The following is a 24,431-nucleotide window of genomic DNA, read 5'->3' as shown; positions in this document are numbered from 1 at the left end:
ACTTCACCTACATCCGTGTCGCGGCCGGTTTTTGCCATCTGGCCGTCATCCTGGATGCCTGCAGCCGCAAGGTCATAGGCTATGCGCTATCGCAGCACCTGGATACGGAACTGGCGCTTGCTGCCTTGCACGCCGCCTTCATGTGATAGGCGATGGAGCGGACCTCCCGCTCGGCCATCTCGGCCTTGAGAAGCTGTGTCAGGATCGGCACGGCTGCTTCAAAGGCCGGCGCCCCTTGCTCGATCAGGTCGGTGACGGCCTGCGCCATGCCGTGCATCTTGAGGCTGCGGAGCATGATGACAATGGCGCCGCTGGCAGGATCATGATGCATGATGGCCTCCGATGATGTGAGCCCGCAGGCCGTCGTAGCGTTCGACATTGGCCTTTGGCTCGCGGCGCAGGGCAATGGCCTGCGGGGTATCGAGGGGCGGCCCTCCGATGACCTTGCCGTCGACCAGCCGGTGCAGGAGGTTCAGCACATGGGTCTTGGTCGCCACGCCCTCGGCCAGGGCCAATTCCACAGCCGTCAGAACCGCCTGCTCGTCATGCTGGAGAACCATGGCGAGGATGTCGGCCATCTCGCGATCACCCCCGGGTTTGCGCAGCATCTGCTCCTGCAACTGCCGGAAGGCAGGCGGCAGTTCCGCAAATGGCGCTCCGTTCCTGAGAGCCCTGGGCTTGTGCTGAAGAACAGCAAGATAATGCCGCCACGACGAGCCGGTCTGGATAGATCCGCAGGCTGACAGGCCGGTTCGCGAATGACGTCGGCACGCGTGTCACGATTGCGCTCGAAGCTGATCAGGCAGGTGGGCGAGACGCGCTTGCTGAGTTCGATGAAGCCGTCAAAGGCGGGGAGCAAAGGCATCAGCGCAGCCCGCTCCTCAGCCCAGACATCGGCGATCGTGCCCGGCAGCGTGCCGTGTGGGGTCTCTTGCCACACCTTGAGGCAGCGCTGTTCTAGCCAGGCATTCATCGTGGCAAGGTCGGGAAAGCCCGGCATCCCGTACAAGACCTGATGGCGGGAGTCCTGAACATTCTTCTCGACCTGTCCCTTCTCCCAGCCTGCGGCCGGATTGCAGAACTCCGGCTCGAAGACATAGTGGTTGGCCATGGTGAGGAAGCGGAGGTTGACCTGCCGCTCCTTACCACGGCCCACACGATCCATCGCCGTCTTCATGTTGTCGTAGATGCCGCGTTCAGACACACCGCCAAAGACGCGGAACGCGTGCCAGTGGGCATCGAACACCATCTTGTGGGTCTGGAGTGGATAGGCGCGCAACAGGAAGGTCCGACTATGCGACAGCTTGATATGGGCCATCTGAAGCTTGGTGCGCTCGTCGGTCAGATGCCCATAGTCTTCGCTCCAGTCGAACTGGAAGGCCTCTCCCGGTCGGAAAGGCAGCGGAACGAAGGTGCCGCGTCCTGTGGTCTGCTGTTTCCGTTGTCGGTTTGTCCGCCAGTCCCCCGCAAAGGCCGCAACCCGGTTGTAGGAGCCGGTGAAGCCCAGCTTGACCAGATCGGCATGCATCTGCTTCAGCGTCCGCCGCTGCTTGCGCGACTTGCCGGCCTTCGTCCTCAACCAGCCGGCCAGCTTCTCGGCGAAAGGATCAAGCTTGCTCGGGCGGTCCGGCGTGGCAAAGGACGGCTTGATTGTCCTCGCCGAACGCTTCAACGACATCTTCGGCCGACGCACCCGCTACAAGGAACGGGGCCGGTTGCTCGCCCCCTGCACAGGCGAAAGGCCGAGCTGCTGAAGGTGCCGGAGCGATCCGGGATCCCGCTCCACACCAAAGCCTCCGAAAACGACCTGCGGGCCTGCATCACCAAGCGCCGGATCTCGGGCGGCACGATGAGCGCCGATTGCGCCAGGCCCGCGATGTCTTGCTCGAGCTGATGAAGACCTGCCGAAAGCTCAGCATCGCCTTCTTTGCCTGTCTCGGCGATCGGCTTGGGCTGAACCGATCAGCAGGAGGTATCCCTCTCCTCTCCGAGCTTGTCACCCTTCGACCAACTTGAACCAAACTGCCAGGAAATCTGCCCCAGTTACCGAAGGAGGGGGGAGCAGTTGCCGACAGCACGCAGCAGGCGTCACAACTCAGCGGTGATAAGCGCTATCCCCATAAGTTAGCTGCTGTCTTTGCAGGCTTCCTATACTTTTTCATTTGACAGCATGAAGGGCGAATGGATAAACGTTTTACCAAGTAGTTAAACGTTTACATGAGAGTCATGGCGACAATCACAATCAGGGATGTGGCGGCAGAAGCGGGAGTATCGATTGCTACCGTGTCTAATGCATTCAGCGGCCGGAAGGTCGTCAGCCCTGAGGTCGTTCAGCGCGTGGAAGAGGCTGCCCGGATGCTGGGTTACCAGAAGAACATCGCCGCCTCGCAGCTGCGCACGGGACGGGTCAAGGTGGTTGGAGTTCTGGTCCCCAGCCTTGTTGATACATTCTTCGCCGCGCTCGTCTCGGATCTGGAGGAGATGGCCGAGGCCGACGGATACCAGGTGCTTGTCGCGACGTCGGGCGATGACGCCGCACGAGAGGCTGCGCAACTGGATGCCTTGCTGGGCTGGAAGCCCTCTGGCCTGATCGCCGTGCCCTGCACGAATGCCATCCCGGAAGCGTTGAGGCGTGAGATGGCCACCCTGCCGATCGTGCTGGTTGACCGGATCGGCGAGGAGGATCTGCCTGTCGATACCGTTGTTGTCGACAACCATGCCGCTGGCCGGGAGGCTGCCCGGCATGTGCTGGAAATGGGCCACCGCGAGATCCTTGTTGCCGCTTCGGTTGCAGGCCTGCGTCCCATCGCCGATCGTATCCGCGGCATCATTGATGCCTGCCATGCAGAGGCCGTGACGCCGCGAATTGCCGAACTTGGCACCGATGTCGAAGACGGGGCCGCGCGGATGGCGGCTTGCCTCGCACGCGAGGGGCATCCGACTGCTGTTATTGCGATGACCAACGTGACAACCCTTGCAACGCTGACAGCCCTTGCCCAGTCGGGAATCGACGTGCCGGGAGACGTGTCGCTTGTTGGGTTCGACGATTACGCCTGGATGACGGCGCGCAAGACGCCGCTTTCTGCGGTGCGCCAGCCGATCTCGAACATTGCCCAATCGGCCTGGTCCTGCCTCATGGCGCGGATCGGGGGGTCGAGGGACGAGCCTGTCCGGCTCACTCTGGACGCGCCGCTGCAACGCCGGAATTCGGTCTGCGCACCCCGCACAGTGCCAGGGGCGGCGTAAACCTGCGCAAGGGTGGCCGGGACGCGGATGACCCGGACGGAAACAGGAAGCGGCCGGTTCGTCCGGTCGGGGAGGACGTGGTGAGGAAGACGACATTCATGGGGGTTGTCCCCCTGCTGGCGCCCGTGCAGCTTCTGCTGTTGGTTGTGGTGATCCTGCCGTCGATCTATGTCGTCTGGCTCAGCTTCCACGTGTCAAGCTTCGGCCAGGCGCCCGAGTTCACCGGATGGAGCAACTATCTGCGCGTCCTGTCCGATCCCGCCTTCCGCAGCGCGATGTGGAACACGGTCGTGATCGTCGTGGTGGCCGTGCATCTTGAAATGCTTGTGGCCTTGGGCATGGCGCTGCTTTTCAACAGCGGCATCCCGTTCCGGCGCATCCTGCTGGTCGCCGTGCTGGCGCCCTATGCCGTGTCCGAGGTGGTGGCGGTCGCCATGTGGCGCTTTCTGTTCGATCTGGACATCGGGCCGATCACGCTGATGATGCAGACGCTTGGGCTGCCGGTCCTGGAATGGTCCTATGATCCGGTCCATGCGACGGTGATGATCGTCCTGCTGACGATCTGGATGCACCTGCCCTTCACCTTCGTGATCCTTTACGCCGCCCGGCTGGCCATGCCGTCAGATCTTTACGAGGCCGCGCGCATCGACGGCGCCTCTAGGATGCAATGCTTCTGGCGTGTCACGCTGCCGCTGATGGGCCCTGCGATTTTGGTGGCGCTGCTGTTCCGCTATATCTTTGCCTTCCGCATGTTCTCGGAGGTCTGGCTGCTGACTGGCGGCGGCCCGGCCCGATCGACCGAGGTGGTGGCGGTCTACCTTTATCAGGAAGCCTTCAGCTACAACGCCTTCGGCACGGCGTCGGCCACCGCCCTTCTGATGGTGGCAGCCTCGCTGGTGCTGGCTTCGGGATATATCTGGCTTTTGCGTCGGCAGGTGAAGAATGCGCGCTGAAACCCTTCTGATCCGCTTGGGAAAGGCAGTGGCCGTGGCGGCCATCCTGTTCTGGTCGCTGTTTCCCATTGTTTTCATCGTCACGTCGTCCCTCAAGCCGGGGCAGGACATCTTTGCCGTGCCGCCACAGTGGACGTTCCAGCCGACGTTGCAGCACTACGTCACGCTGTGGACGCAATGGGGCGTGTTCTTCCGGGGGCTGTGGAACTCGGCCGTCGTGACGGTGGGCGCGACGCTTCTGGCGGTCATCGCCTCGACCTGCGCGGGCTATGTGTTCTCGCGCCATGCGGCGCGTTGGCTGGAACTGTCCATAGTAGGCCTGATCGCGGTGCGCCTGATCCCGCCGATTGTGGTGACGCTGCCGCTGTTTCCCATCGTGAACCGGCTGGGCCTGTCAGACACCCATCTTGTGCTGATCATCCTTTACGCGACGTTCTTCGTGTCGATGGGAACGGTGCTGATGCGGACCTTCATCGACCAGATCCCGCGCGACCTGGACGAGGCCGCGGCCATCGACGGCGCCAGCCGCCTGACGATCCTGCGCCGGGTGATCGTGCCGCTGGCCGCGCCCGGAATCCTGGCGGTGGCGGTCTTCGTGGTGGTCTTCGCGTGGAACGAGTTCCTGTTCGCCTTCATATTCACCGGGACCAACGCCAAGACGGCGCCCTTGGTCATATCCGAGATGATCGGCTCGATCGACGGGGTGGATTGGGGCGTGCTGTTTGCGGCCTCGACGGTGCAACTGGCACCTGTGCTGGCCTTCGTGATCCTGATGAACCGCTATCTGGTGGCAGGGCTGACCGCAGGCGCCACCAAGGGCTGACAACGTTTATTTTGGGGAGGAAACATCATGAAGACACTGCAGACGAACCGGCGCGGCTTTCTGGCGGGGGCAACCGCCACCCTGGCGCTGATCGCCGCAGCACCCTCGCTGGCGGCGGGAAAGACCCTCAACATCCTCAGCCACAGGGTCCACCAGACCTCGCTGGGCGAGGGTGAGGCCGACCTGATGGCGGCCTGGAAGCAGGCGAACGACGCCGATCTGGCCTTCACGACCTTCGATTCCAACCCGCTGATGGACCGGCTGTTCCGCGAGGCCAGCCTGCCGGAAACCGAATTCGGCGTCGGCTATCTGGTGGACAACCGCCCCACTTCCGAGATTGCAAAGCTGTTCGAGCCGCTTGATTATTGGATGGAAAAGGACGCCATCGCGGATTTTGACGACATCGCCCCCGGCCTGATCAAGGGCATGACCATCGACGGCAAGCTGATCGGCATCCCGGTCCGCACCGCAACGCAGGCGCTGTTCTGCAACCTGGACCTGCTGGAGCAGGCGGGCTTCTCGGCTCCGCCTGCCACGCTGGAGGAACTGGTGGCGCAGGCGCAGAAGATCACGGATGACAAGATCGCCACCGGCATGATTCTGGCCTCTGATCTTGCAGTCTTCCCGGTGATGTTCGCACGGGCCTTCGGCGGCGATTTCCTGACTCCGGACTTCAAGCTGCTGCCCGACGCCGCCGCGATGGAACAGGCGCTGACGGTCCTGGCAGGAATGTTTGCGAACGGCGCCCTGCCACGCAGCTATGCCACCACCAAGAACGACGACCAGGTGACCTGGATGCAGCAGGGCCGCGCCGCCTTTACCGTTCTGCCCTTCGCCCGCGCCGCGCAGTTGAACGACCCGGAGCAGTCGAAGTTCTCGGGCCGGATCACGGCCGTGGGCTTCCCCGTGGCCGAGGCCCTGGCGGGCAAGACGCCGATGGCGACGGTTGTCGAGGCCTGGGCCATGGTGATCCCCACCAACGCCAAGGACAAGGAACTGGCCTGGAGCTATATCAAGCAGGTCGCCTCTCCCGAGACGACGCTGGGCATGGCGTTGAACGGGAACGGGCCGGCCCGGGTCTCGACCTTCTCGGACCCGAAGCTGGTCGAGAAGAACCCCTTGGCTGCCATCGAGGCGGAAGCCCTGGCCAATGGCCGCGGCGCCTTCCCGCCTTTCCCCGAGGCGGCGCGCGCACAGGCCCTGTTCCTGGAGGAAGTGCAACTGGCCGTCTTGGGCCGCAAGTCCCCCGCCGAGGCCGTCGAGGCGATCGCGGCCCGGGTCGCGCCCCTGTTGCCCTGACCATGACACCAGCCGGGCCACACCGTCGGCCCGGCCCAAACTTCAAGACCATTCATCAGGATTCTGCTTACCATGGCACAGACTTCGACCATCCAAGAACCCGCCCGCGAGATCCCTGTCAGTGCCGAATACGACGTGCTTGTCATCGGCGGCGGCCCGGCGGGCCTCATCGCCGCCTTGGCCGCGGCCGAGGACGGCCTGCGCGTGGGGCTTCTGGAAAGCCGCAGCTTTGTCGGCGGCAACATGACGATCGGCCTGCCGGTGCTGGGTTTCCTGGGCCAGAGGGGCAACCAGATCATCGAGGGCCTGCCCCAGAAGTTCATCGACCGCCTGAAGACCCGCGACGCGGCGTCCGAACATCGGGCTTGCCCGCTGCACATGGGCATCACCCTGGTCGAGCCGGAAGCGGTCAAGACTGTCGGCTTGGAGATGCTGACCGAGGCGGGCGTGGATGTCGTCTTCTACACCTTCGTCGCGGGCGTGGTGATGGACGAGAACGGGACCGCCATCCGTGGCGTCATCACCGAAAGCAAATCGGGCCGCAGCGCGGTCATGGGCAAGGTGGTGATCGACTGCACCGGCGACGCCGATGTGGCTCACCGGGCGGGCGTGCCGACCGAGAAGGGCAACGAACACGGTGGAATGCAGCCGCCCACGCTGATGTTCTGCCTGTCGAACGTGGATACCGACAAGCTGCGCATGGCCATCGCCAATTCCCCCAGGGAGGCGCGCACCTATCTGACCGACTTCATTCCCGCCGATTACTTCGGCCAGAACCACCAGTTCATCGTGGTCGGCCTGCGCGAGGTGATGGCCAAGGCCCGCAAGGAACGCAATCTCGACATTCCGAACGAACGCACGATCATCATCACCGGCCTCAAGCCGGGCGAGGCCTGGATCAACATGACCCGGGTCACGGGCACGGACGGAACCGATGCGCGGTCGCTGTCGAACGGAGAGATCGTGGCGCGGCGGCAGATCGACGACATCGTGGAATACCTGGTGAACTATGTCCCAGGCTTCGAGAACGCCCATTTCACCAAGACCGCGCCCTTCCTGGGCATCCGCGAGACACGCCGCATCGTCGGACGCTACGTCATGAACGAACAGGACGTGCTGGGCTGCCGCCACTTCGAGGACTCTATCGCAGTGGCCTCCTATCCCATCGACATCCACCGCCCCGGCGACGAGGGCTGCACGCTGATCTGGTGCGGCGACTGCTATGACATTCCCTACCGTTCGCTGTTGCCGCAAGCGGTCGAGAACCTGATCGTCGCCGGACGGGCCATCTCGACCACGCACGAGGCCATGGGCGCGATCCGGGTGATGGCGACCTGCATGGCCATGGGCGAGGCCGCCGGTCGCGCGGCGGCCATGGCGGTGAAGCAGGGCGTCCGCCCGCACCAGATTGATGTCCATGCCCTGCGGCGCGAGTTGCTGGCCCATGGCGCCTATCTGCGCGGCATGATGGGCGAGCGCCTGACCCCGGAGACCGAGGCTGTCGCCATTCCGGCCTGAGCCGCCTTCGGGCCCTTGCCCGCAAGGGCCCGCCACGTCCAAGAAGGAGGAACGCCATGGCCGATTTACGGCTTTCGGGTGTAGAGAAGGACTATGGCGGCCATGCCGTCATCAAGGGGGTGGACCTGGACATTCGCCACGGCGAATTCGTGGTGTTTGTCGGCCCTTCGGGCTGCGGCAAGTCCACGCTGCTGCGGATGATCGCGGGACTTGAGGAGATCTCTGGCGGCACGCTCGAGATCGGGGGCAAACGCGCCAACGACATCTCTCCGCGCGACCGGGGCATCGCCATGGTCTTTCAGTCCTATGCGCTTTATCCGCACCTGACCGTGGCCGAGAACATGGGTTTCGGCTTGTCGCTGCGAAAGACCCCAAAGGCCGAGGCGGCGGCCCGCGTCGCGCGTGCAGCGGAAATCCTGCAGATCACCCATCTTCTGGACCGCAAGCCCAGCCAGCTTTCCGGAGGCCAGCGCCAGCGGGTCGCCATCGGCCGGGCCATTGTCCGGGATCCGTCTGTCTTCCTGTTCGACGAACCCCTTTCCAACTTGGACGCCGCGCTGCGCATGGACATGCGGATGGAGATCGCCAAGCTGCATCGCAGCCTGGGCGCGACGATGATCTATGTGACCCATGACCAGGTCGAAGCAATGACGCTGGCCGACCGGATCGTGGTGCTGAACAGCGGCGTGGTGCAGCAGGTGGGCCGTCCCATCGACCTGTTCCGCAACCCCTGCAACGCTTTTGTCGCAGGCTTCATTGGCAGCCCGCGGATGAATTTCCTGCCGGTTACGGTCGAAAGCATCGACGGCGGAATGGCCCGTGTCTCGGCCTCCGGCATCAGCCCCATGACGCTTGCTGCCGGCAGGGTCGGGGCGCGCGGTCAGGCTGTCCTGGGCATCCGGCCGCAAATCCTGACTCCGGGCGAAGCCGAAGGACGCTGCGCTCTGCGGGGCAAGGTCGCGCTGCTCGAACGAATGGGAACCGAGACGGTGGTGAACATCAGGCTGACCAGCGGAGCATCGGTTCTGGCTGTGGTTCCGGGAGACTTGGAACTGTCGCCCGACCAAGACATCTCGTTTTCCTTCGACCCTGGGGACGCACGGCTGTTTCCCGCCAGCGACCTACCTGACACCACCGCAACTCCCCATTAAGGCACGAAACGGACATGGCACAGGATTTAAAGGGCAAGGTTGCGGCCGTCACCGGAGCCGCCTCGGGGATCGGGCTGGAATGCGCCCGCGCGATGCTGGCGGCGGGGGCGAAGGTCGTACTGATCGACTGCGCCGCCGACCGGCTGGAAAGCCTCTGCCGGGAGCTTGGCCCCGAAGCGCATCCGCTGGTCGTGGACCTGCTGGACGGCGCGCAGGTGGACGGCATCGCCGCGCGGATCGAAGAGATCGCGGGGCCGGTGGACATCTTCCACGCCAATGCCGGCGCCTATATCGGCGGCCCTGCGGCCGAAGGCGATCCCGGTGCCTGGGACCGGATGCTGAACCTCAACATCAACGCGGCCTTCCGCAGCGTCCGGGCGGTGCTGCCGGGGATGATCGAGCGCAAGACCGGCGACGTGATCTTCACCTCCTCGGTGGCGGGCGTGGTCCCGGTGGTGTGGGAGCCGGTCTATACGGCGTCGAAGTTCGCGGTGCAGGCCTTTTTGCACGCGACCCGGCGGCAGGTGTCTCAGCACGGGATCCGAATGGGGGCCGTTTTGCCGGGGCCCGTGGTGACGGCACTGCTGGATGACTGGCCCAAGGCCAAGATGGAGGAGGCACTGGCCAACGGATCGCTGATGCAGCCGACCGAGGTGGCCGAGGCGGTGATCTTCATGCTGACGCGGCCGCGCAACGTGGTGATCCGCGATCTGGTGATCCTGCCCAACAGCGTCGATCTGTAAGGGGCCGCCATGACAGAGCCGATCTTCCTGGGCATCGACGTGGGCACCGGCAGCGCCCGCGCAGGCCTGTTCGACGCCGCCGGGCACATGCTGTCGTCAGCCAAGCGCGACATCGCGCTGTGGCGCGAGGGAGCCGATATCGCGGAACAATCCAGCGACGACATCTGGTCCGCCGTCTGCGCGGCAACCCGCGAGGCGGTGGCCGGAGCGGGCACCGATCCCGCCGCCATTGCGGGGATCGGCTTTGATGCCACCTGTTCGCTGGTGGTGCTGGACCGGGACAGCCAGCCGCTGAGCGTCAGCGCATCGGGCAACAATCGGCGCAACATCATCCTCTGGATGGATCACCGGGCCGTCGCTCAGGCCGAACGCATCAACGCCCAGGGCCATCCGGTGCTGCGCTATGTGGGCAATGTCATCTCGCCCGAGATGGAAACGCCGAAACTCCTGTGGCTGCGCGAGAACATGCCGCAGGCCTATGCAGATGCGGGGCAGTTTTTTGACCTTGCAGATTATCTGAGCTGGCGGGCGACCGGCGATCCGGCGCGGTCCAGTTGCACGGTCACCTGCAAATGGACCTATCTGGCCCATGAGGACCGCTGGGATCCCGATTACTTCCGCAGCATCGGCCTGGGCGATCTGGCGGATGACGGCTTTGTCCGGATCGGACAGCGGGTCGTGGCGCCCGGCACGCCGTTGGGGCAGGGGCTGACGGCGGATGCCGCCGCCAACCTTGGCCTGCAGGCGGGCATTCCGGTGGCAGCCGGGCTGATCGACGCCCATGCGGGGGGCATCGGGACCGTGGGCATGACCGGCACCGCCGAAAGCAACCTTGCCTATGTCTTCGGAACCTCGTCCTGCACCATGACGACCACGCGCGATCCGGTCTTCGTGCCGGGCGTCTGGGGACCGTATTTCCAAGCCATGGTCCCCGGCATGTGGCTGAACGAAGGCGGGCAATCCGCCGCAGGCGCCGCAATCGAGCAGCTTCTGGCCTTCCATCCCGCAGCCGGTGAAGCCGAGGCGGCCGCGAAAGCCGCGGGCCAGCCGCTGCCGGTCTGGCTGGCCGGACGTGCAGCAGGCAGGGTTTCCGGCCTGTCACAGGCGGTATCCCTGGCCCGGGGGCTTCATGTCGTGCCCGAGTTCCTGGGCAATCGCGCGCCCTTCGCCGATCCCCATGCCCGCGCGATCGTCGCCGGACTGGGGATGGAGCGCGACATCGACAGTCTGGTGGCGCTCTATGTCGCGGGCCTTTGCGGGATCGCCTATGGGCTGCGCCAGATCATTGATGCGCAGGACAAGGCGGGCGCCCCGGTGGACCGGATCGTGATCTCGGGCGGGGCGGGGCAGCTTGACCTGGTGCGCCAGCTTCTGGCGGACGGGACCGGCAAGACGGTGCTTGCCAGCGAGGCGACCGAGCCGGTGTTGCTTGGTTCGGCAATTCTGGGGGCAGTTGCCTCGGGCACTTTCGTGGACATGGCTAGGGCCATGGCCGCAATGTCGCGTCCGGCGGCGGAATACCAACCCGATGCTGCCGCCAGCCCTGTCCATGAGGCACGCTTCGCCACTTTCCAGGCCTTGCAGGCGACATTGAGAGGAGCCAAGGGATGATCTGATCCAGAACACATGACCTTCAGGGTGGCCAGTCGGTGGCAATGTCCCCGAGTTCGAGGGCAAATCGCCGCTGGAGGCCTCGGCCACGCGGCATAAGGCACCTGGATAACCCCAAGGAGGGTTGCCCGGTAGAACCATCCGCCGGGCAGGGTCGTTTAGAAGATCACGGACGCACGGCGGTCACTTCGATTTCCACCAGCCAGTTGGGGTTGACCAAGGCGTCGACGATCATGGCAGAGCGTGCGGGCAGGTTGGGTTGGGCTTGCGTGCCGAAATATTCGCTATACCCTTCCATGAAGCCCGAGAAATCGGCGGCCTCGCCTTCGGGGGCGACCAGGAACACCTGCATCTTGACCACATCGCCCATGGTCAGGCCCAGATCCTTCAGCGCCGCGTCGATGGCGTTCAGCACGCTGACGGTCTGCGTCCTTGTGTCGCCCCAAGCCTCGGGGGTCTTGGGATCGGCGGCGGGATCGGCGACCGAGGGCACCATTCCGCTCAGATAGACGGTGGTCTTGCCTGCGGGGACTTCGACCGCGCGGGCGATGGGAAAGTCCGAGCCGGGCGTCTTGTGGCGGATGATGTCCTGCGCGTGGGCCAGCATGGGGGCCGCGCCAAGGGCCAGGGCCGTGGCGAGAAGCGTGACTTTTTTCATGTCTTGAGACCTTGTGTTGGGGTTGGTGAAAGGAGGCCTGCAGCGGCCCCCTTGCCGATGTCAACGCGCCGCAGCCACGTCTTCCGCCGTGGTTTCGCCTTCATAGTGCCGGCGGTAGGGACCTCGTGATGTCATGGGCCTTCTCCGATCAAGGCCCGTCCAACGTATCAGTTTTTCAGGGTCCTGTGGTCCAGCCCAAGGGGTTCACTCCATTGCCCTCCAGCACGGAATGGCTGGCGATGAGTTAGCCATCCTCGAAGATCCGGACCTCGGCCGGATGGTTCTGGACCTCGACGGTCTGCCGCCGCGTGGTGTCGGGAACGCTGTATTGATTGCCACCCGCCGCGACGAGGCCTTCCTGGCTGATGCGCCGTTCGACCGTCAGAACCGCATCGGAGGAATGGGTGGGCAAGGGTCGCCGGTGTGGTTTCTCTTCGGTAAAATGCTCGTCCACAACCGACGGGTGGTGGCATGCACCCGGGGATTGGCAATGGTCGTACGCCATTCCTCGAACTGGGCGTTCAGATCGTCCAGATCGTGGAAGCTGCGCCCGAGAAAGAAGTCCTGCCGGATGTAGGGGAACGGCCGCTCGACCTTGCCTTTCGTCTTGGCCGATACGGCTGACACGCCCGCGGCGCCGACCGGTAATAGGCCAGCAGCGCCACCAGGGATGCGTTGTAGGTGACGACGCCCGCCGCATCCTCGCCAATGACGGCGGTCTTCATCCGATCATACAGGATTTCGGTGCAAGCCCCGCCCATCGCATCGAAGGCGGCGGATATGGCAGCGCATGACCGTGTCCAGCGACTGGTTCGGGCAGAACCGTCCCCAGAGCCAGCAGCTGTGTCCCAGCACCATGCTGAACAGCCAGACCTTGTGCACGAGGCCGGGCTCGGAGGTGAACTCCACCTGGAACTCGGCAAAGTCCACCTGAGCCTACTGGCCCGCGAGTGTCTCGAAGCGACGCTCGAACTGCCGCGGCGCCACGGGCCGGACCAGCCGGAGATACTCCGTGAGCGTGGAATAAGCCCCCTATAACCCATGGCCTTGATCTCGCGATGCAGCCTGCGAGCCGATCACCCGGCTCTCTGGATCCATATACCGGCGCCTCCAGGCCCCGTTTTAGGTATTACGCACTGTTTTACGGTCGAGCCCGGTTTGTCGCGCAATCGCGCTGATGCCAAGCCCTTGTCGCTGCAATTCCAAGATCATCACGATCTCCCTCAATCCAACCACCTGCGCGCCTTTCCTCTGGCATCAACAGGGAGATTCTGCGCCACCGATGCTGAGGGGACATGCCCATGCCCCCTCAGCATCGGCATCAGCGCCAAACTAGGGAATTTTCATCCAGCCGTTTTGGGGAGATTACGTCCAGCACTCACACTTGCAGGAAGGAGCCGTTCACATATGGCACATCAGATGGATGCCGTCGGGGGCGGTCACATCATCAGGCCGAACCAAATAAGCGGACTGAGTGTCGGCGCCGGACGAGCCGCTATGTCGCGCGAGACTTACCGGAAGCCCTCGGACCATAAACCTGTATTGTAACGCCCCAATCCTGGTCGCATCTCTTGGATTACGCCGCTAAGGCACGCTGTCGGACAGGGCGTCAGTACGGCGTGGCGCGAAGTTGAGCGGCATAGACCCGCAGCCTTGGCTGGCCGATGTCATCGCCCCCATCTCCGACCTGCCTGTCTCATGGCTGCCCGAATTGATGCCGTGGCACTGGAGCGCTGAAGCCAGCCAAGTCAAGGCTGCCTGACCGCGGTCTCCGCCATGGGCTTACGATCAAGCGCCGCTCGGTCTGCGAGCTGATGCACCTGCAGATGAAGGAGGAGATCGGCCTTGATCACTTCGAAGTCGCAGCTAGCGGGGCCTGCACCATCATGCGCTCATGACGGTAATCGCCTTTGCCTTTCTTCAGCATCTGCGGCTTGGGAAAAACCACCACCAGTCCGTGGCGGCCTTCAACCCCATCCTTGCTGCAGGTGCGCCGGCGGCTTCTGGCCACACTCAGCGACTTCGCGGGCCTCTGTCCCCACTGCCGCAAGCACGTGGCCTACCACCTCCGGATATGAAGGTGGCAGAGTAGTACTTAGTTCAGGTGGCGCAATGTGGTCCAGCCCGAGGTGTTCATTCCAATGCCGGCTCAGTTCTGGGTGGAAATCAACACCGTGGAAGCCAGTATCAACCGTCAGACTGAGAACACTAGGGCCGATCAAAGATCATCACTCCATGAAAGATGATCTGTCCTCTCGAATGTTTCAAAACCACTCGCATGCTCGTCCCAAATGCTTTCATTCTGTTTAGGAGATTGGGCAAGATCTTTAAATTCCTGCCAAAATTCTCCACGCTGTTCATCAGTGAAATAATCAATAATATTTCCGATGCAATTTTCCACTAAATTGCTGGATTTAAAATCAAGAACCATATCAACAAGATTTGTACGGAATTTAGCACCATTGAGAATTAAGACATATTTCCAATCACCTAAGGAAATGATCAAGTTCTCTCCGACCACCAGCAAAGCAGAATTAAAAGCATTACGGTCAGAAAATAGCCCTCCAAAGCCTAAGGTATCATCGCGGGTAAAATCTTGGATGACAACATCGCGCCCGTTATCTAGGATGAACAAATCTGCACCTGTCCCTCCAAAGGCGGATATCGCATCGTCCGACTGAGTGCCGCCGATCAGAAGTAAGTCATTTCCTGTCTGGCCTGATAATACGTCGGCACCGTTTCCAGATAGCAACACATCGTTCCCATCGCTCCCACGTAGAACATCGTTATCCTGGCCACCGGACAACACGTCATTGCCTTTTCCACCGTCAAGAGTATCATTGCCTGCATGACCTCTCAAAATATCACTGCCCTGATTGCTTATAATAAAATCATCGACTTGTCCCAAATTATAATTTGAAACGTTGTGAGCACCTTCTATGATGTAGTCTCTGTCTGCGTCACCAATCACAAGAACTAGCATTTCATTGTTTGATAGCGTAAACTCATAATCAAAATGATATCCTGAAATGACCTTCATATCCCCACGCGCATCCAAGATCTTGTCGGATGAAGGCAAGCCCACGATGGACTCATCATACCAAGGAGTCTCGGGCGAGTCAGCTGGTACAATATGATGGCCAAATACTGCTTGGCCATTAATTTTGGAAACATCGATGGTCGTATCCTTTCCTGATGTATTAGACAGAAAAACGACCCGCTCTCCATCTTCTTCAAAGCCTGTGACGCCAACCTCTCCTTTTACATATAAACCTTTCACTGCCGCTTCGTCGCTCATTGTGGATTTTCCGACCAGATGAGAAGATGCAAGATCATAGATTTGTCCCATGGGAGTGGCAATGGCGGTGATCTCACCGCCTACACTTTCAGAAGATGGAAATTTCGTATCATAGAACTTGGTGGTCAGCCATTTGTAGGCCAGACCCCAATGGTCCATACCGTCTACACCCGCATCGACATAGCGTCCAAACTCTTCAATCCAGACTGCACCTTGGTTGACCCCGTAATGTGCTTCTTGGCTCGCGTGGATGCCGATGTTGAACTCAGATAGGAAAATTTTCAGGTCTTTGTTAAATCCTTTCAATTTTTCAAAAACAAGGGCAGGTTTTATTGCCCCGTCCTTCTGAGTATCAAAGTCTTTGTTTGGATTTGGGTAAGCATGCTGGTAGATCGTGTCTACCAGCTTCCTGTTATCGAGGGAAATTTGTTCTGCAATTTGCTTGCTTTCTTTTTCGCCGCTTGCGCGCCAAGCAGTGCCGGCTTGTATCCCGATAGCGGGATCATCCCATCCACTTCCAATCTTTGCAGCCAAATTATCATTTAGCCTATCCAGAAATGGGATCTGTTTGTTGGCAATAAATCCATACTCCGCAGCATTAATTTCTGCCCAGTATTCGTTTCCAATCTCGAAAGCTGAGATGCGAGCGTTAGGATGATCCAAGATAGCCTTTTCTAGTTCTTTGATGTATCTGTCAAAACCTATTGTATCAAATTTTTGCGTTGTGCGGTCATAGAACTGGAATGTGGGAATGACGATCGAGATGCTACTGCGGTTTTCTTCACAAAGTGCTAGTGCCTCCCGCAAGGTCATCACATAGCCCTCTTCGCTGGGATCCATGGGCGAACCGAACATCTTGGCTAGTCCACCATTTTTCCACGTCTGCCCCTCGGTGACTCCTCCGCCTGGATACCGGAGGTTGTAAAAATAAATTTCATCTAACATGTTTTGGAAAGCGGAGTTAGTTTTCGCTGAATCGTTCGTAAGAACAATGTTTCCACCAAAATGTCCGCTGTGAACAGATACCATGATAGCCTCGAGTTTCGCGTGTATCAGGCAAGTCTATGGTCGAAGTGTCGAGGAAACAATTCGGGAGAAAGCTTTGTGCCGTCCAAAATTCGCGACTTTTATTAAGATTTTAATCGTTTGACCATTCGAGATATTGAGAAATAACTTGCTACTTGTGAGGTTCTGCATTTCCTTTACTATGACGTTTTCTGACATGGCTTCACTGCTCCTTGATTTTCCCGCAGTAATCTGCTCCTGTTGGTGAGAAAAGAGGGGGCAGCATGACACCGGGGGGTGGCCTGCCATCCGCTCTGCCTAGGGCGGCGCAGCCATGTGGCGGTGCCAAAGCATATGCCCTCAGCGCATCGCCACTATGCGGAATGGAACAGACACGGATGCTGGGTTAGGCATCGCGCTTTGGACTGGTGCGCACATGTTCGAGGCGGAAAAGCCCTGGCCCTGCCGGCTCGCGGCTAACGAATTGGGGCCTCTAGCCACAAGACATGGTGCTGGCGGATGGCTGTCCTCCGTGCGGGGCCGCTAGAGCGGAAAGGGGCGCTTGCCGGCATCCTCGAGGCCCACGAGGCGCGCTAGCACGAGAGCCTCAAGGGATCTCCAGAATGGATATGATACCGGGCCAATCAGGCAGCGTACACAATACCGCCACGGCAGCCGTGGGCGTCCTATTTGTGCCGCAATGCCACGATGAAGGCGCCGCTCGGCGGCTGGCGCGCTTGGGACCGAAATCTTCTCGCGGCCACTGATCGCTCCGGGCACCGGATCTTCGAGGCTATTGCGGACATGAGCCTCCTGGCAGTGTCCGCGTCGCTTCTGCCGGTCATGGTACCCAACACCGTTCTCTGCACCGACGGCTACCTGACCTACGTGTGCTTGGCCAAGGCGAACTGCATTCCCCTCTTTGCTCTGAACGGTGGGCGGTGGTCTCGGAACACACCCAAGAGCCACCCCATCAGCACCGTTAATGCGCTTATCGGCCGCTACCTTCGACAGCCTCACCTTCGAGGAACGGATTGGTTTGCTTGTCGATCACAAGGTAGCCTAGCGAGACGCGAAGCGCTCGCTCACCTGACTCAAGTTCGCCACGCCGCGCCGAGCCGCCTGCGTCGAGGCTCTCGATCTGCGCACACCGCGCGGAATCGCCCGCGCTGTTATCGCCCACCTGATCGACGGGGCCTGATCTCCGGACGCGAGAACTTGCTTCTCACTGGCCCGACCGGCCTCGGAAAAAGTTGGATCGGCTGGGTTCTCGGTCGCAAGACCTACCGCGACGGGCGTATGGGCGCCTATCACCGGGTGCCTTGTTTCGTAAGCGTCCGGTCTGACTGCTACCCGTTCCAGTGCCATGGCAGCAGATCATTGACCTTGGTGATCTTATAGTCTGGGAGGCGGCTGATGGTGTCCGCGAGCCAGGCGTGGGGATCAACGGCGTTGAGCTTGGCGGTTCCGATCAGGGTGCGGGCAAGGGCGGCGGTCTTCCCGCCTGCCTCGGAGCCGACGAAGGGGTAGTTTTTGCGCCCGAGGGCCAATGGCGCGCATGCCGCGGTCGGCGGTGTTGTTGTCCAGTTCCAAGATGCCGTAGTCGAGATAGGGGCGCAGGCGTTCCATGCGGGCAAGGGCGTAACGGATGGCGGCCGCAAGGGGGGATTTTCCCGAGATCGTGGCGAGTTGCATCGCCAGCCATCGCTCCAAATCGTCGAAGACCGGAGCGGCATGAGCCTTTCGGAGTTCTGCGCGACGATCCGGCGGTGACCCTCGGGCTTCCTTCTCGACAGCGTAGAGTTGGGCGATCTGGCCAATGGCCTCTTCGGCAATTGGGGAGCCCTGCGATCGGTGGATGTCGACGAACTTGCGCCGGACATGGGCCATGCAGGCGACTTCGCGGATGGCGCCGGAGCGGTAGAGGTCCTCGAACCCGGCATAGCCATCGGCGTGCATCCAGCCATGGTATCGGGCCAAGTGATCCTTGGGATGCTGGCCTTTGCGGTCGCCGGAGAACCGATACCAGGCGGCGGGCGCGGCGGTTCCTGCCCACGGCCGTTCGTCGCGGGCATAGGTCCAGAGCCGTGCTGTCTGGGTCTTGCCGGCGCCGGGGGTGAGCATGCTGACGAGGGTGTCATCGGCGAAGATCGCTTCGGCCGACAGGACGTGGCGGCCGATGGCGTCAGCCAAGGGCTCCAGCAAGGCCGTGCTCTTGCCGACCCAGTCTGCCAGCGTGGAGCGGTCCAGGTCGAGCCCTTCGCGGTCGAAGATCTGGCTCTGGCGGTAGAGGGGGAGATGGTCGGCATACTTGCTGACGAGCACATAGGCCAGCAGGCCAGGTCCGGGGCGGCCACGCTCGATCGGGCGCGACGGCAGCGGGACTTGCATGAACCGCTCGCAACAGGCGCAGGTCAGCCGGGGCCGCACAATCCGGTTCACGATGAAGCGGCCCGGCACATATTCCAGCTCTTCCGTCACATCCTCGCCGATCCGGCGCAGTTGCCCGCCGCAGTCGGCACAGGCATCTGTGCCGGGCGTCACCTCTACCTCCATGCGCAGGACGTGGTCCGGGATCGGACGGCGCTTCGGTTTGTCCTTCTCCTGGATGTCGGGAAGCTTCATCCGCGCGGTCATCGCGGCGGCGGCAATCTCGCTGGTTTCCAGGGCCAGTTGCAGTTGGTCTGCAGTCTCGGAGGAGGCGCCAAATCGGTGCGCCCGGTGACCGGCCAGTTGATGGCGCAGCTTCTCGATCAGGATCGCCTGCGACTTTACCTCAGCCAGAAGCCGTGCGGTGAAGGCGCGCAGCTCCTCGGGGTCGTCCGGCAAGGTTACGGCCTGATCCAGCATGCAGACAACTTATTCTGCTCAATCCCTCGTGGGAATCCTTTGCCCGCAACTCCTGTGGATTATCCTGCCGCCAGCGGTCGCCAGGTTCGTTCGGGTGCCCGCCAGTCGATCCCTTCCAGGAGCATCGACAACTGCGCAGGCGTGAGAGCCACCTTGCCTTCCTTGGCCGAGGGCCAGACAAACCGGCCCTTCTCCAGCCGCTTCATGAACATGCAGGCACCTTGCCCATCCCACCAGATGACCTTGACCAAGTCGCCGCGACGGCCGCGGAAGACGAACAGGTGCCCGGCAAACGGATCTTGCTTCAGCACCGCCTCGGCCTGGGCCGCGAGTGCCGCAAAACCCTTGCGCATGTCCGTCACCCCGGCCGCCAGCCAAACCCGTGTGTTGACTGGCATGGGGATCATGCTGTCAGGCCCCGGATCAGGCGCGCCAAAGCATCAGGATCGTAACTGCCGGTGATCCGCAGCCGATGACCGCCCGCAAGCTCGACTTCGATCAGTTCCTGCGGGCGTGTCGGCTCGCGGGTCACGACCAGATCATCCTTCCTGACATGGTCTATGATCTCCACGGGCAGGAAGGCAGGGGTAGCCGCCATTGCTGTTGTCTCAGGGGCATAACGCGGATCACGCAGCCACTTGAACACCATGTTGGCGTTCGCCGCATAACGGCGCGCCACCTGCGCAACCGAAACGCCCGGAGCCGTCGTCTGCAGGCAGATTGACCGATTCTCTTCGTCTGTCCAAAGCCGCTTTGTCCGACGCGCCACGCTCGCACCATAGTGTCCACTGTCTATAGCGGACACTATCTCCCACGTTCAACGCGCGACAAAGCAGTCAGACCGGACGCTTACCTCGTTTCTTTAAGGTCCTAGCCATCGTCCGGGGCACGGACGCTATCCCCGGATGCTCAAGCTGCTGCCCGGACCGAACTAATCATTCTGGACAAATGGGAACTGGGTTGCTGCGCCACATCATCGGAGCGACGCGATCTGCTCGAAATTCTAGAAGACCGACACTGACGGGGTTCGACGATCATCACCAGCTAGCGTCCGGTTGAGCACTGGCACAAGGCCATCAGTGATCCAACTTTGGCCGACGCCATCCTTGATCGCCTCGTCCATAACGCACGCCGCCTGACGCTTACCGGAGAGAGTATGCTCAAGCACGATTCCCATTTGAGACCTCTTGACCCAACGGCTCATGCCTGCCTCCATGAAGCGGTCGGCCAACCTGCCCGAGGTCTGAAGTGGCTGCCCACAATGCCGTGCAATGAGTCCCCACGATCGCGTAGAATCGATGTCCATCTTTCGTGAAATGTGCAATCTAAAAACTGGATCGAGCCCATCAGATACATAGAGTTTCAGTCAATCCCCTACCCAAGCTATCTACGCTGTCACCACCCCGCCCCAAGGTTTACAGTTTTTTCACCCCTTTTGTGCATTCTTCTTCCAAGTAATACGTGTAAATGATTCTGAAGGATACGCGATGCGCCGAACGATGAACGCCAGGACGCTGAACGACTATCTAATCTCAGCTCATACTGCTGTCATGCTTTGCCGGGCACATGCAGACAATTTTGCCTTGTCACCCGAAGATAGCGCAGACGCCCAGTTGCAGATCGAGATGCATATTGCCGACCTCGAAACTCTCTGCAGTGACATCCGAACAAAAAATCTCATTTCCCCGAGAGCCGACACTTGTCTTAAACCAATGCCGGAGGCCGCGATCAGGCAGTCTTGACTTGGTTGGCGGTGCTCCAGTTGCAAGGGAGCAGGTCAGGAGCCGTGACACAGCCAGGTCGGAGATGCGGGCGGTGACGTCGGCCAGCCAAGCTTGGAAATCCATTTTCGCGCTTGCGGCTCCACGACAGCGTTACCACGAGCGCGACAGGATTGGCGGGCTCGCTGCCGATTACCAAGTCGGGATACTTGGCCCAGTTCATCTAGGCCTGTGCCCCCATCGGCGCCTCCATCTGCCGCCGTGCCCGGAGGGCCGGTGCTGGAAACGTCCGCTACCAATAGCGTTGGACTGACTTCAGGCTCCTGTCGTAGTCATGCTCGCGCTTCAGCCAATCGTGCGCAGTGCTGCCAAGTTCACCCGGCCTGCAGGCTACTGACTGCGCTAGTGGGCAATTGCCTCGGGTGCCGCCGCTGCCTTGCCAATGGCCCTGCTTCAGCAACACCATCATTACCGTCCGCGCCTCGTTCTCGAGACGACCCATTGTCACTCCCCGGCAGATCACCCGCCAGAAACCGATCAGGCCACGAATGCACCTCGTGAAGCTGGATTTGCCTTACGGTCTCAATGGCCAGTCCCGTTACAGTCGTTCTAGCATACCTACTTTTAATTCAGCACTAAGAAAAAATTTTTATCCTTGGTTTCTAAAAGCTAATCTTTTTTTAAGTTTTCGCCCTTAAAGATAGATCGGCTGGTCCAATAAACTCATCAACTTGCTTGACCTCTTAGCACCTTAGCTTTCATCCGTGTGCGGATGCTGTCATAGCGCAGGCTTCGGCCTGTTGCCATAAAAGCATTTGAGAGGCATAAGACAAACGCAGCGTTTTCTAAAATTCTACATAATCCATATTCGTGTTTTAAAGCAGTATTAGCATTGTTGCGACCATCCTCCAGCCGTCATCGACAGGTGGGAGGGCGTTGTGGGAGCCATTCATCAAGGGCATTTTGGAGGCAATATTGTCCTGACCAATGATTCCGCCCTGACCGACTCGCCGTTTCGCGAGATGCTCCAGGAAATCACGTTTACCAATCTGCGTTATCCTGGTGGCGGGATAACAGAAGGACAGACATGGGAAAACGGCGGCTTGTCCAAGATATTCGGAGCACCCATGGAGGCCAGTTCGGACGGTTATGTCATGACACTCCGAGAAGCTCTGCATCTGTGCGAAGATAGCGGCAGCAGCATCTCGATCGTTATCCCCACCTTCCAGTTCTACAACTCGGCTGACAGAAGCTTCGACTCTGCCGGGTTCCAAAATACGTTGGCGAACTTGAAAAAGCGATCCTCGAAGTTCGCGATGTGACCATATCTGGGTTTGAGATCGGGAACGAATACTAGGCGGAAATCACCGCGACAGATTACGGCATCATAGCAAACCATCAGATTCCTGTTCTTGACGGGTTGAGTGATCGATTGGCAAGCCGGCTGGGTGATGATTGGGATCGCCCGGATATCGGACTTCAAGCAGGCACAGCGTGGCGTACTAGTGGGGTTCGTGAAAGCAAACAGATTGCTGACCAGATTTCACCGGAAAACCGCGAACTGGTCGATATCATCCATCAGCACGCTTATCCTAACCCTCACAAAGACTTCGAACTTCAGAAAGATAGTGCGATCAAGCCTGCTGCTGTATTCGAAACAATTAATGGTTTTCGGACTGATCTAAAAATCTCGTTGTCAGAGTTCAACGTCGGAATTCATGAAGGTGACAGTGAGGTCTATGGTGTAAACCAAGGCGCTATCTGGATTGAAGAATTCGGTCGTTACGTGGATAGCAGTGTCGACTCTATGGATCATTGGGGTTTGGCCTACAAATGGCTAACCACCAAGTTCTATGACACAAAATTCCCGCCTGGAGAAAGCAATAATGGAGAGATCGGTGCGATCGCCACCCCCATGGGGCAGGTTTATGACTTGGCATCCTCTCACCTGATAGGCAAGTCCACGATGACCGATCAGGCTGCGATTGAAGATTTCGAAATCCATGGCCAGTTAGGAATTACCGGGTTCGAAGAGGCTGGAGAGCGGGTCGTCTTTCTTTCTAACATGTCGAACAAGGACGCCATGGTCGATCTTTCCACGCTTTCCGGCAAGGGCGTCTTTGCCCATCACATCGTGCCTGCAGACTCGCCGGAAAGCTCGTGGTATGACGAGTCCGCCGTTTCCCTGCCGGCAGACGACAAGATCGTGGACGCGCGCGGCGACATGAAGGTGGTTTCCGGCAGCGGCCTCAACGACGAGTTTACGCTCGGCACCAACGAAATGCTTATCGTCGTCATTGGAGATCCCGACAGAGACTACGTCATCGAGGGTGCGCATAATGCCACTGACCCAACCACGGGGCAGGTCGATGATCTAATCGTCGGAGGTAATGGCAGGGATATTCTGCGTGGCCATGTCGGCGACGACACTCTGGAGGGCGGAAAGGGCAATGATGTCCTTCTCGGCGGTCGCGGTGATGATGCTCTCTCGGGGAGTGAAGGGGATGATGTTCTCTTTTCTGGGGACGGTGCTGACACTTTGTCTGGATGGAAGGGCAATGACGTGCTGGCCGTTGGAGGTGAATCCTCAACCGATATCGTAAAAGCTGCCACTGGAGAAGGCTCCGACCTGGTCGTGATGGATGGGAGCCGTGACGTGATCATCAAGGACTTTTCCGCAGATGACACACTTGGCTTTGGAGGACTGTTCGCCGACTGCGAAGCTCTTGAAGCTTCGCTGCATGTTGATGGAGATGATCTGTCGATCACCTTGCCAACGGGCAAGATCGTGTCCCTGACCAATGGTGCGCAGTATGTATCCGGGCTGGCAGATCAGATCTTCGACTTCACGCCGAGTTCCAAGGCGGCCGACCAGATTGACGGGATTTTCGAGGAACTGACGGCTGACCAGTACGATGAGATCGGGTCGTGTCTGGCAGAGATTGCCTGGGCCGATGGTCATGACGACACAGTCTGGCGCGACAGAGCAGAACTTTACGACGAACTTGGTCCGGACATTCCGGATGAAACGCCAGATCCCGAAGACCCGACAGAGTCTCCGGACACTGACCCGGATGAAGATGACGACCCATAAGAACCCGGCGAGTACCCACCTGAGGAGCCTGAGGTGGATAATCCTGACGATGGTTGGGTAATCCCGGGCACGGATGAAGAATCGGTTTTTCCGCCTCCGGAGGAAGACGAAGTGGAAAGTCATGCCGGAGGAGCATGTTTTGTTGCAACGGCTGCCTACGGAGATCCCTTGCATCCAGATGTCGTCGCCTTACGAGCCTTTCGCGACAACCATCTTGTTCGCTTCAGACTGGGCCGCCGCTTCATACGCTTTTATTGGAAAATCGGCCCAAAACTTGCACGTGTTACGACGCCAACCAACTGCTTGGGACGTGCGGCACGATATTTGTTGTCCCAATTGGCCAGATTTGGAATGACCTTGGAGTGACCCCCTCGGGCTGGACCACAGGACCCTGAAAAACTGATACGCTGGACGGGCCTTGATCGGAGAAGGCCCATGACATCACGAGGTCCCTACCGCCG

18 protein-coding genes and 6 pseudogenes are annotated in these 24,431 nt (G+C 60.3%); 15 read left to right on the top strand and 9 right to left on the bottom strand.

What is annotated here, in order from left to right:
* The first annotated feature begins 11 nt into the window (after positions 1–11).
* Complete coding sequence (locus JX613_RS20015) at positions 12–146, top strand: hypothetical protein (RefSeq protein WP_419538847.1); 135 nt, start codon at positions 12–14, stop codon at positions 144–146.
* On the opposite strand, the pseudogene JX613_RS17655 reads toward JX613_RS20015, so the two are convergent.
* Positions 131–331, bottom strand: a pseudogene (locus JX613_RS17655) (ATP-binding protein); the annotation flags it as partial. The gene JX613_RS20015 and the pseudogene JX613_RS17655 overlap by 16 nt on opposite strands.
* A pseudogene (gene istA, locus JX613_RS17645) lies at positions 321–1,651 on the bottom strand (IS21 family transposase); the annotation flags it as partial. The pseudogenes istA and JX613_RS17655, both read right to left, overlap by 11 nt.
* 575 nt (positions 1,652–2,226) lie before the next feature.
* On the opposite strand from istA, the gene JX613_RS17640 reads away from it, so the two are divergent.
* The 8 genes from JX613_RS17640 (at position 2,227) to JX613_RS17605 (ending at position 11,344) form a co-directional block, all read left to right on the top strand.
* On the top strand, positions 2,227–3,246 hold the full coding sequence (locus JX613_RS17640) for a LacI family DNA-binding transcriptional regulator (protein WP_207102785.1): 1,020 nt from the start codon (positions 2,227–2,229) through the stop codon (positions 3,244–3,246).
* 80 nt (positions 3,247–3,326) lie between these two features.
* Positions 3,327–4,199 carry an ABC transporter permease subunit gene (locus JX613_RS17635; RefSeq protein ID WP_207102784.1) on the top strand — a complete coding sequence of 291 codons (873 nt, stop codon included), beginning with the start codon at positions 3,327–3,329 and terminating at the stop codon, positions 4,197–4,199.
* Positions 4,189–5,022: a carbohydrate ABC transporter permease gene (locus JX613_RS17630; protein WP_207102783.1), complete on the top strand. Its 834-nt coding sequence runs from the start codon at positions 4,189–4,191 to the stop codon at positions 5,020–5,022. The genes JX613_RS17635 and JX613_RS17630 overlap by 11 nt, the downstream gene beginning before the upstream one ends.
* Before the next feature lie 27 nt (positions 5,023–5,049).
* Positions 5,050–6,321 carry an ABC transporter substrate-binding protein gene (locus JX613_RS17625; RefSeq protein ID WP_207102782.1) on the top strand — a complete coding sequence of 424 codons (1,272 nt, stop codon included), beginning with the start codon at positions 5,050–5,052 and terminating at the stop codon, positions 6,319–6,321.
* 72 nt (positions 6,322–6,393) lie between these two features.
* On the top strand, positions 6,394–7,839 hold the full coding sequence (locus tag JX613_RS17620) for an FAD-dependent oxidoreductase (RefSeq protein WP_207102781.1): 1,446 nt from the start codon (positions 6,394–6,396) through the stop codon (positions 7,837–7,839).
* 56 nt (positions 7,840–7,895) lie between these two features.
* Complete coding sequence (locus JX613_RS17615) at positions 7,896–8,990, top strand: ABC transporter ATP-binding protein (protein ID WP_207102780.1); 1,095 nt, start codon at positions 7,896–7,898, stop codon at positions 8,988–8,990.
* 14 nt (positions 8,991–9,004) lie between these two features.
* Entirely contained in the window at positions 9,005–9,733 is a 729-nt protein-coding gene (locus JX613_RS17610; protein WP_207102779.1) for an SDR family oxidoreductase, read from the top strand.
* Between the two features lie 9 nt (positions 9,734–9,742).
* A complete protein-coding gene (locus JX613_RS17605; RefSeq protein ID WP_207102778.1) occupies positions 9,743–11,344 on the top strand; it encodes an FGGY-family carbohydrate kinase in 1,602 nt (533 codons plus the stop codon).
* Between the two features lie 166 nt (positions 11,345–11,510).
* On the opposite strand, the gene JX613_RS17600 is transcribed toward JX613_RS17605, so the two are convergent.
* The 3 genes from JX613_RS17600 to JX613_RS17590 form a co-directional block, all read right to left on the bottom strand.
* Positions 11,511–12,002 carry a RidA family protein gene (locus JX613_RS17600; protein WP_207102777.1) on the bottom strand — a complete coding sequence of 164 codons (492 nt, stop codon included), beginning with the start codon at positions 12,000–12,002 and terminating at the stop codon, positions 11,511–11,513.
* A 244-nt stretch (positions 12,003–12,246) separates the two neighbouring features.
* Positions 12,247–12,414 (bottom strand): Mu transposase domain-containing protein, encoded by a 168-nt coding sequence (locus JX613_RS17595; protein WP_207102776.1) that lies wholly within the window; start codon positions 12,412–12,414, stop codon positions 12,247–12,249.
* A 109-nt stretch (positions 12,415–12,523) separates the two neighbouring features.
* Complete coding sequence (locus JX613_RS17590; RefSeq protein ID WP_207102775.1) at positions 12,524–12,727, bottom strand: hypothetical protein; 204 nt, start codon at positions 12,725–12,727, stop codon at positions 12,524–12,526.
* Positions 12,728–13,626: 899 nt separating this feature from the next.
* Here JX613_RS17590 and JX613_RS17585 point away from each other — a divergent pair.
* Both JX613_RS17585 and JX613_RS20430 read left to right on the top strand, forming a co-directional pair.
* Positions 13,627–13,764: pseudogene (locus JX613_RS17585) on the top strand (transposase domain-containing protein); the annotation flags it as partial.
* A 22-nt stretch (positions 13,765–13,786) separates the two neighbouring features.
* A pseudogene (locus tag JX613_RS20430) lies at positions 13,787–13,938 on the top strand (IS701 family transposase); the annotation flags it as partial.
* Positions 13,939–14,220: 282 nt separating this feature from the next.
* On the opposite strand, the gene JX613_RS17580 reads toward JX613_RS20430, so the two are convergent.
* From JX613_RS17580 to tnpA, 4 genes and pseudogenes are all read right to left on the bottom strand, one after another.
* Entirely contained in the window at positions 14,221–16,329 is a 2,109-nt protein-coding gene (locus JX613_RS17580) for a calcium-binding protein (protein WP_207102774.1), read from the bottom strand.
* 1,325 nt (positions 16,330–17,654) lie between these two features.
* Positions 17,655–19,155, bottom strand: a pseudogene (gene tnpC, locus JX613_RS17570) (IS66 family transposase).
* Positions 19,156–19,214: 59 nt separating this feature from the next.
* The gene (gene tnpB / locus JX613_RS17565; protein ID WP_207102772.1) at positions 19,215–19,562 is read right to left on the bottom strand and encodes an IS66 family insertion sequence element accessory protein TnpB; all 348 of its coding nucleotides are present in this window, start codon (positions 19,560–19,562) and stop codon (positions 19,215–19,217) included.
* Positions 19,559–19,924 (bottom strand): IS66-like element accessory protein TnpA, encoded by a 366-nt coding sequence (gene tnpA / locus JX613_RS17560; protein ID WP_419538846.1) that lies wholly within the window; start codon positions 19,922–19,924, stop codon positions 19,559–19,561. The genes tnpB and tnpA overlap by 4 nt, the downstream gene beginning before the upstream one ends.
* A gap of 294 nt (positions 19,925–20,218) precedes the next feature.
* Here tnpA and JX613_RS20425 point away from each other — a divergent pair.
* The 4 genes and pseudogenes from JX613_RS20425 to JX613_RS17540 form a co-directional block, all read left to right on the top strand.
* A pseudogene (locus tag JX613_RS20425) lies at positions 20,219–20,470 on the top strand (ATP-binding protein); the annotation flags it as partial.
* A gap of 1,344 nt (positions 20,471–21,814) precedes the next feature.
* Positions 21,815–22,198, top strand: coding sequence for a hypothetical protein (locus JX613_RS17550; RefSeq protein ID WP_207102770.1), 384 nt, complete (start codon positions 21,815–21,817; stop codon positions 22,196–22,198).
* Positions 22,199–22,308: 110 nt separating this feature from the next.
* Positions 22,309–23,970: a calcium-binding protein gene (locus JX613_RS20000; protein ID WP_237168682.1), complete on the top strand. Its 1,662-nt coding sequence runs from the start codon at positions 22,309–22,311 to the stop codon at positions 23,968–23,970.
* 33 nt (positions 23,971–24,003) lie between these two features.
* Positions 24,004–24,336, top strand: coding sequence for a CFI-box-CTERM domain-containing protein (locus JX613_RS17540; protein WP_207102769.1), 333 nt, complete (start codon positions 24,004–24,006; stop codon positions 24,334–24,336).
* Positions 24,337–24,431 lie beyond the last annotated feature (95 nt).

This window comes from Paracoccus shandongensis (assembly GCF_017315735.1).
GTDB lineage: Bacteria > Pseudomonadota > Alphaproteobacteria > Rhodobacterales > Rhodobacteraceae > Paracoccus > Paracoccus shandongensis.
The sequence above is the reverse complement of the archived record's forward strand: the minus strand, read 5'-3'. Positions and strand labels throughout refer to the sequence as shown.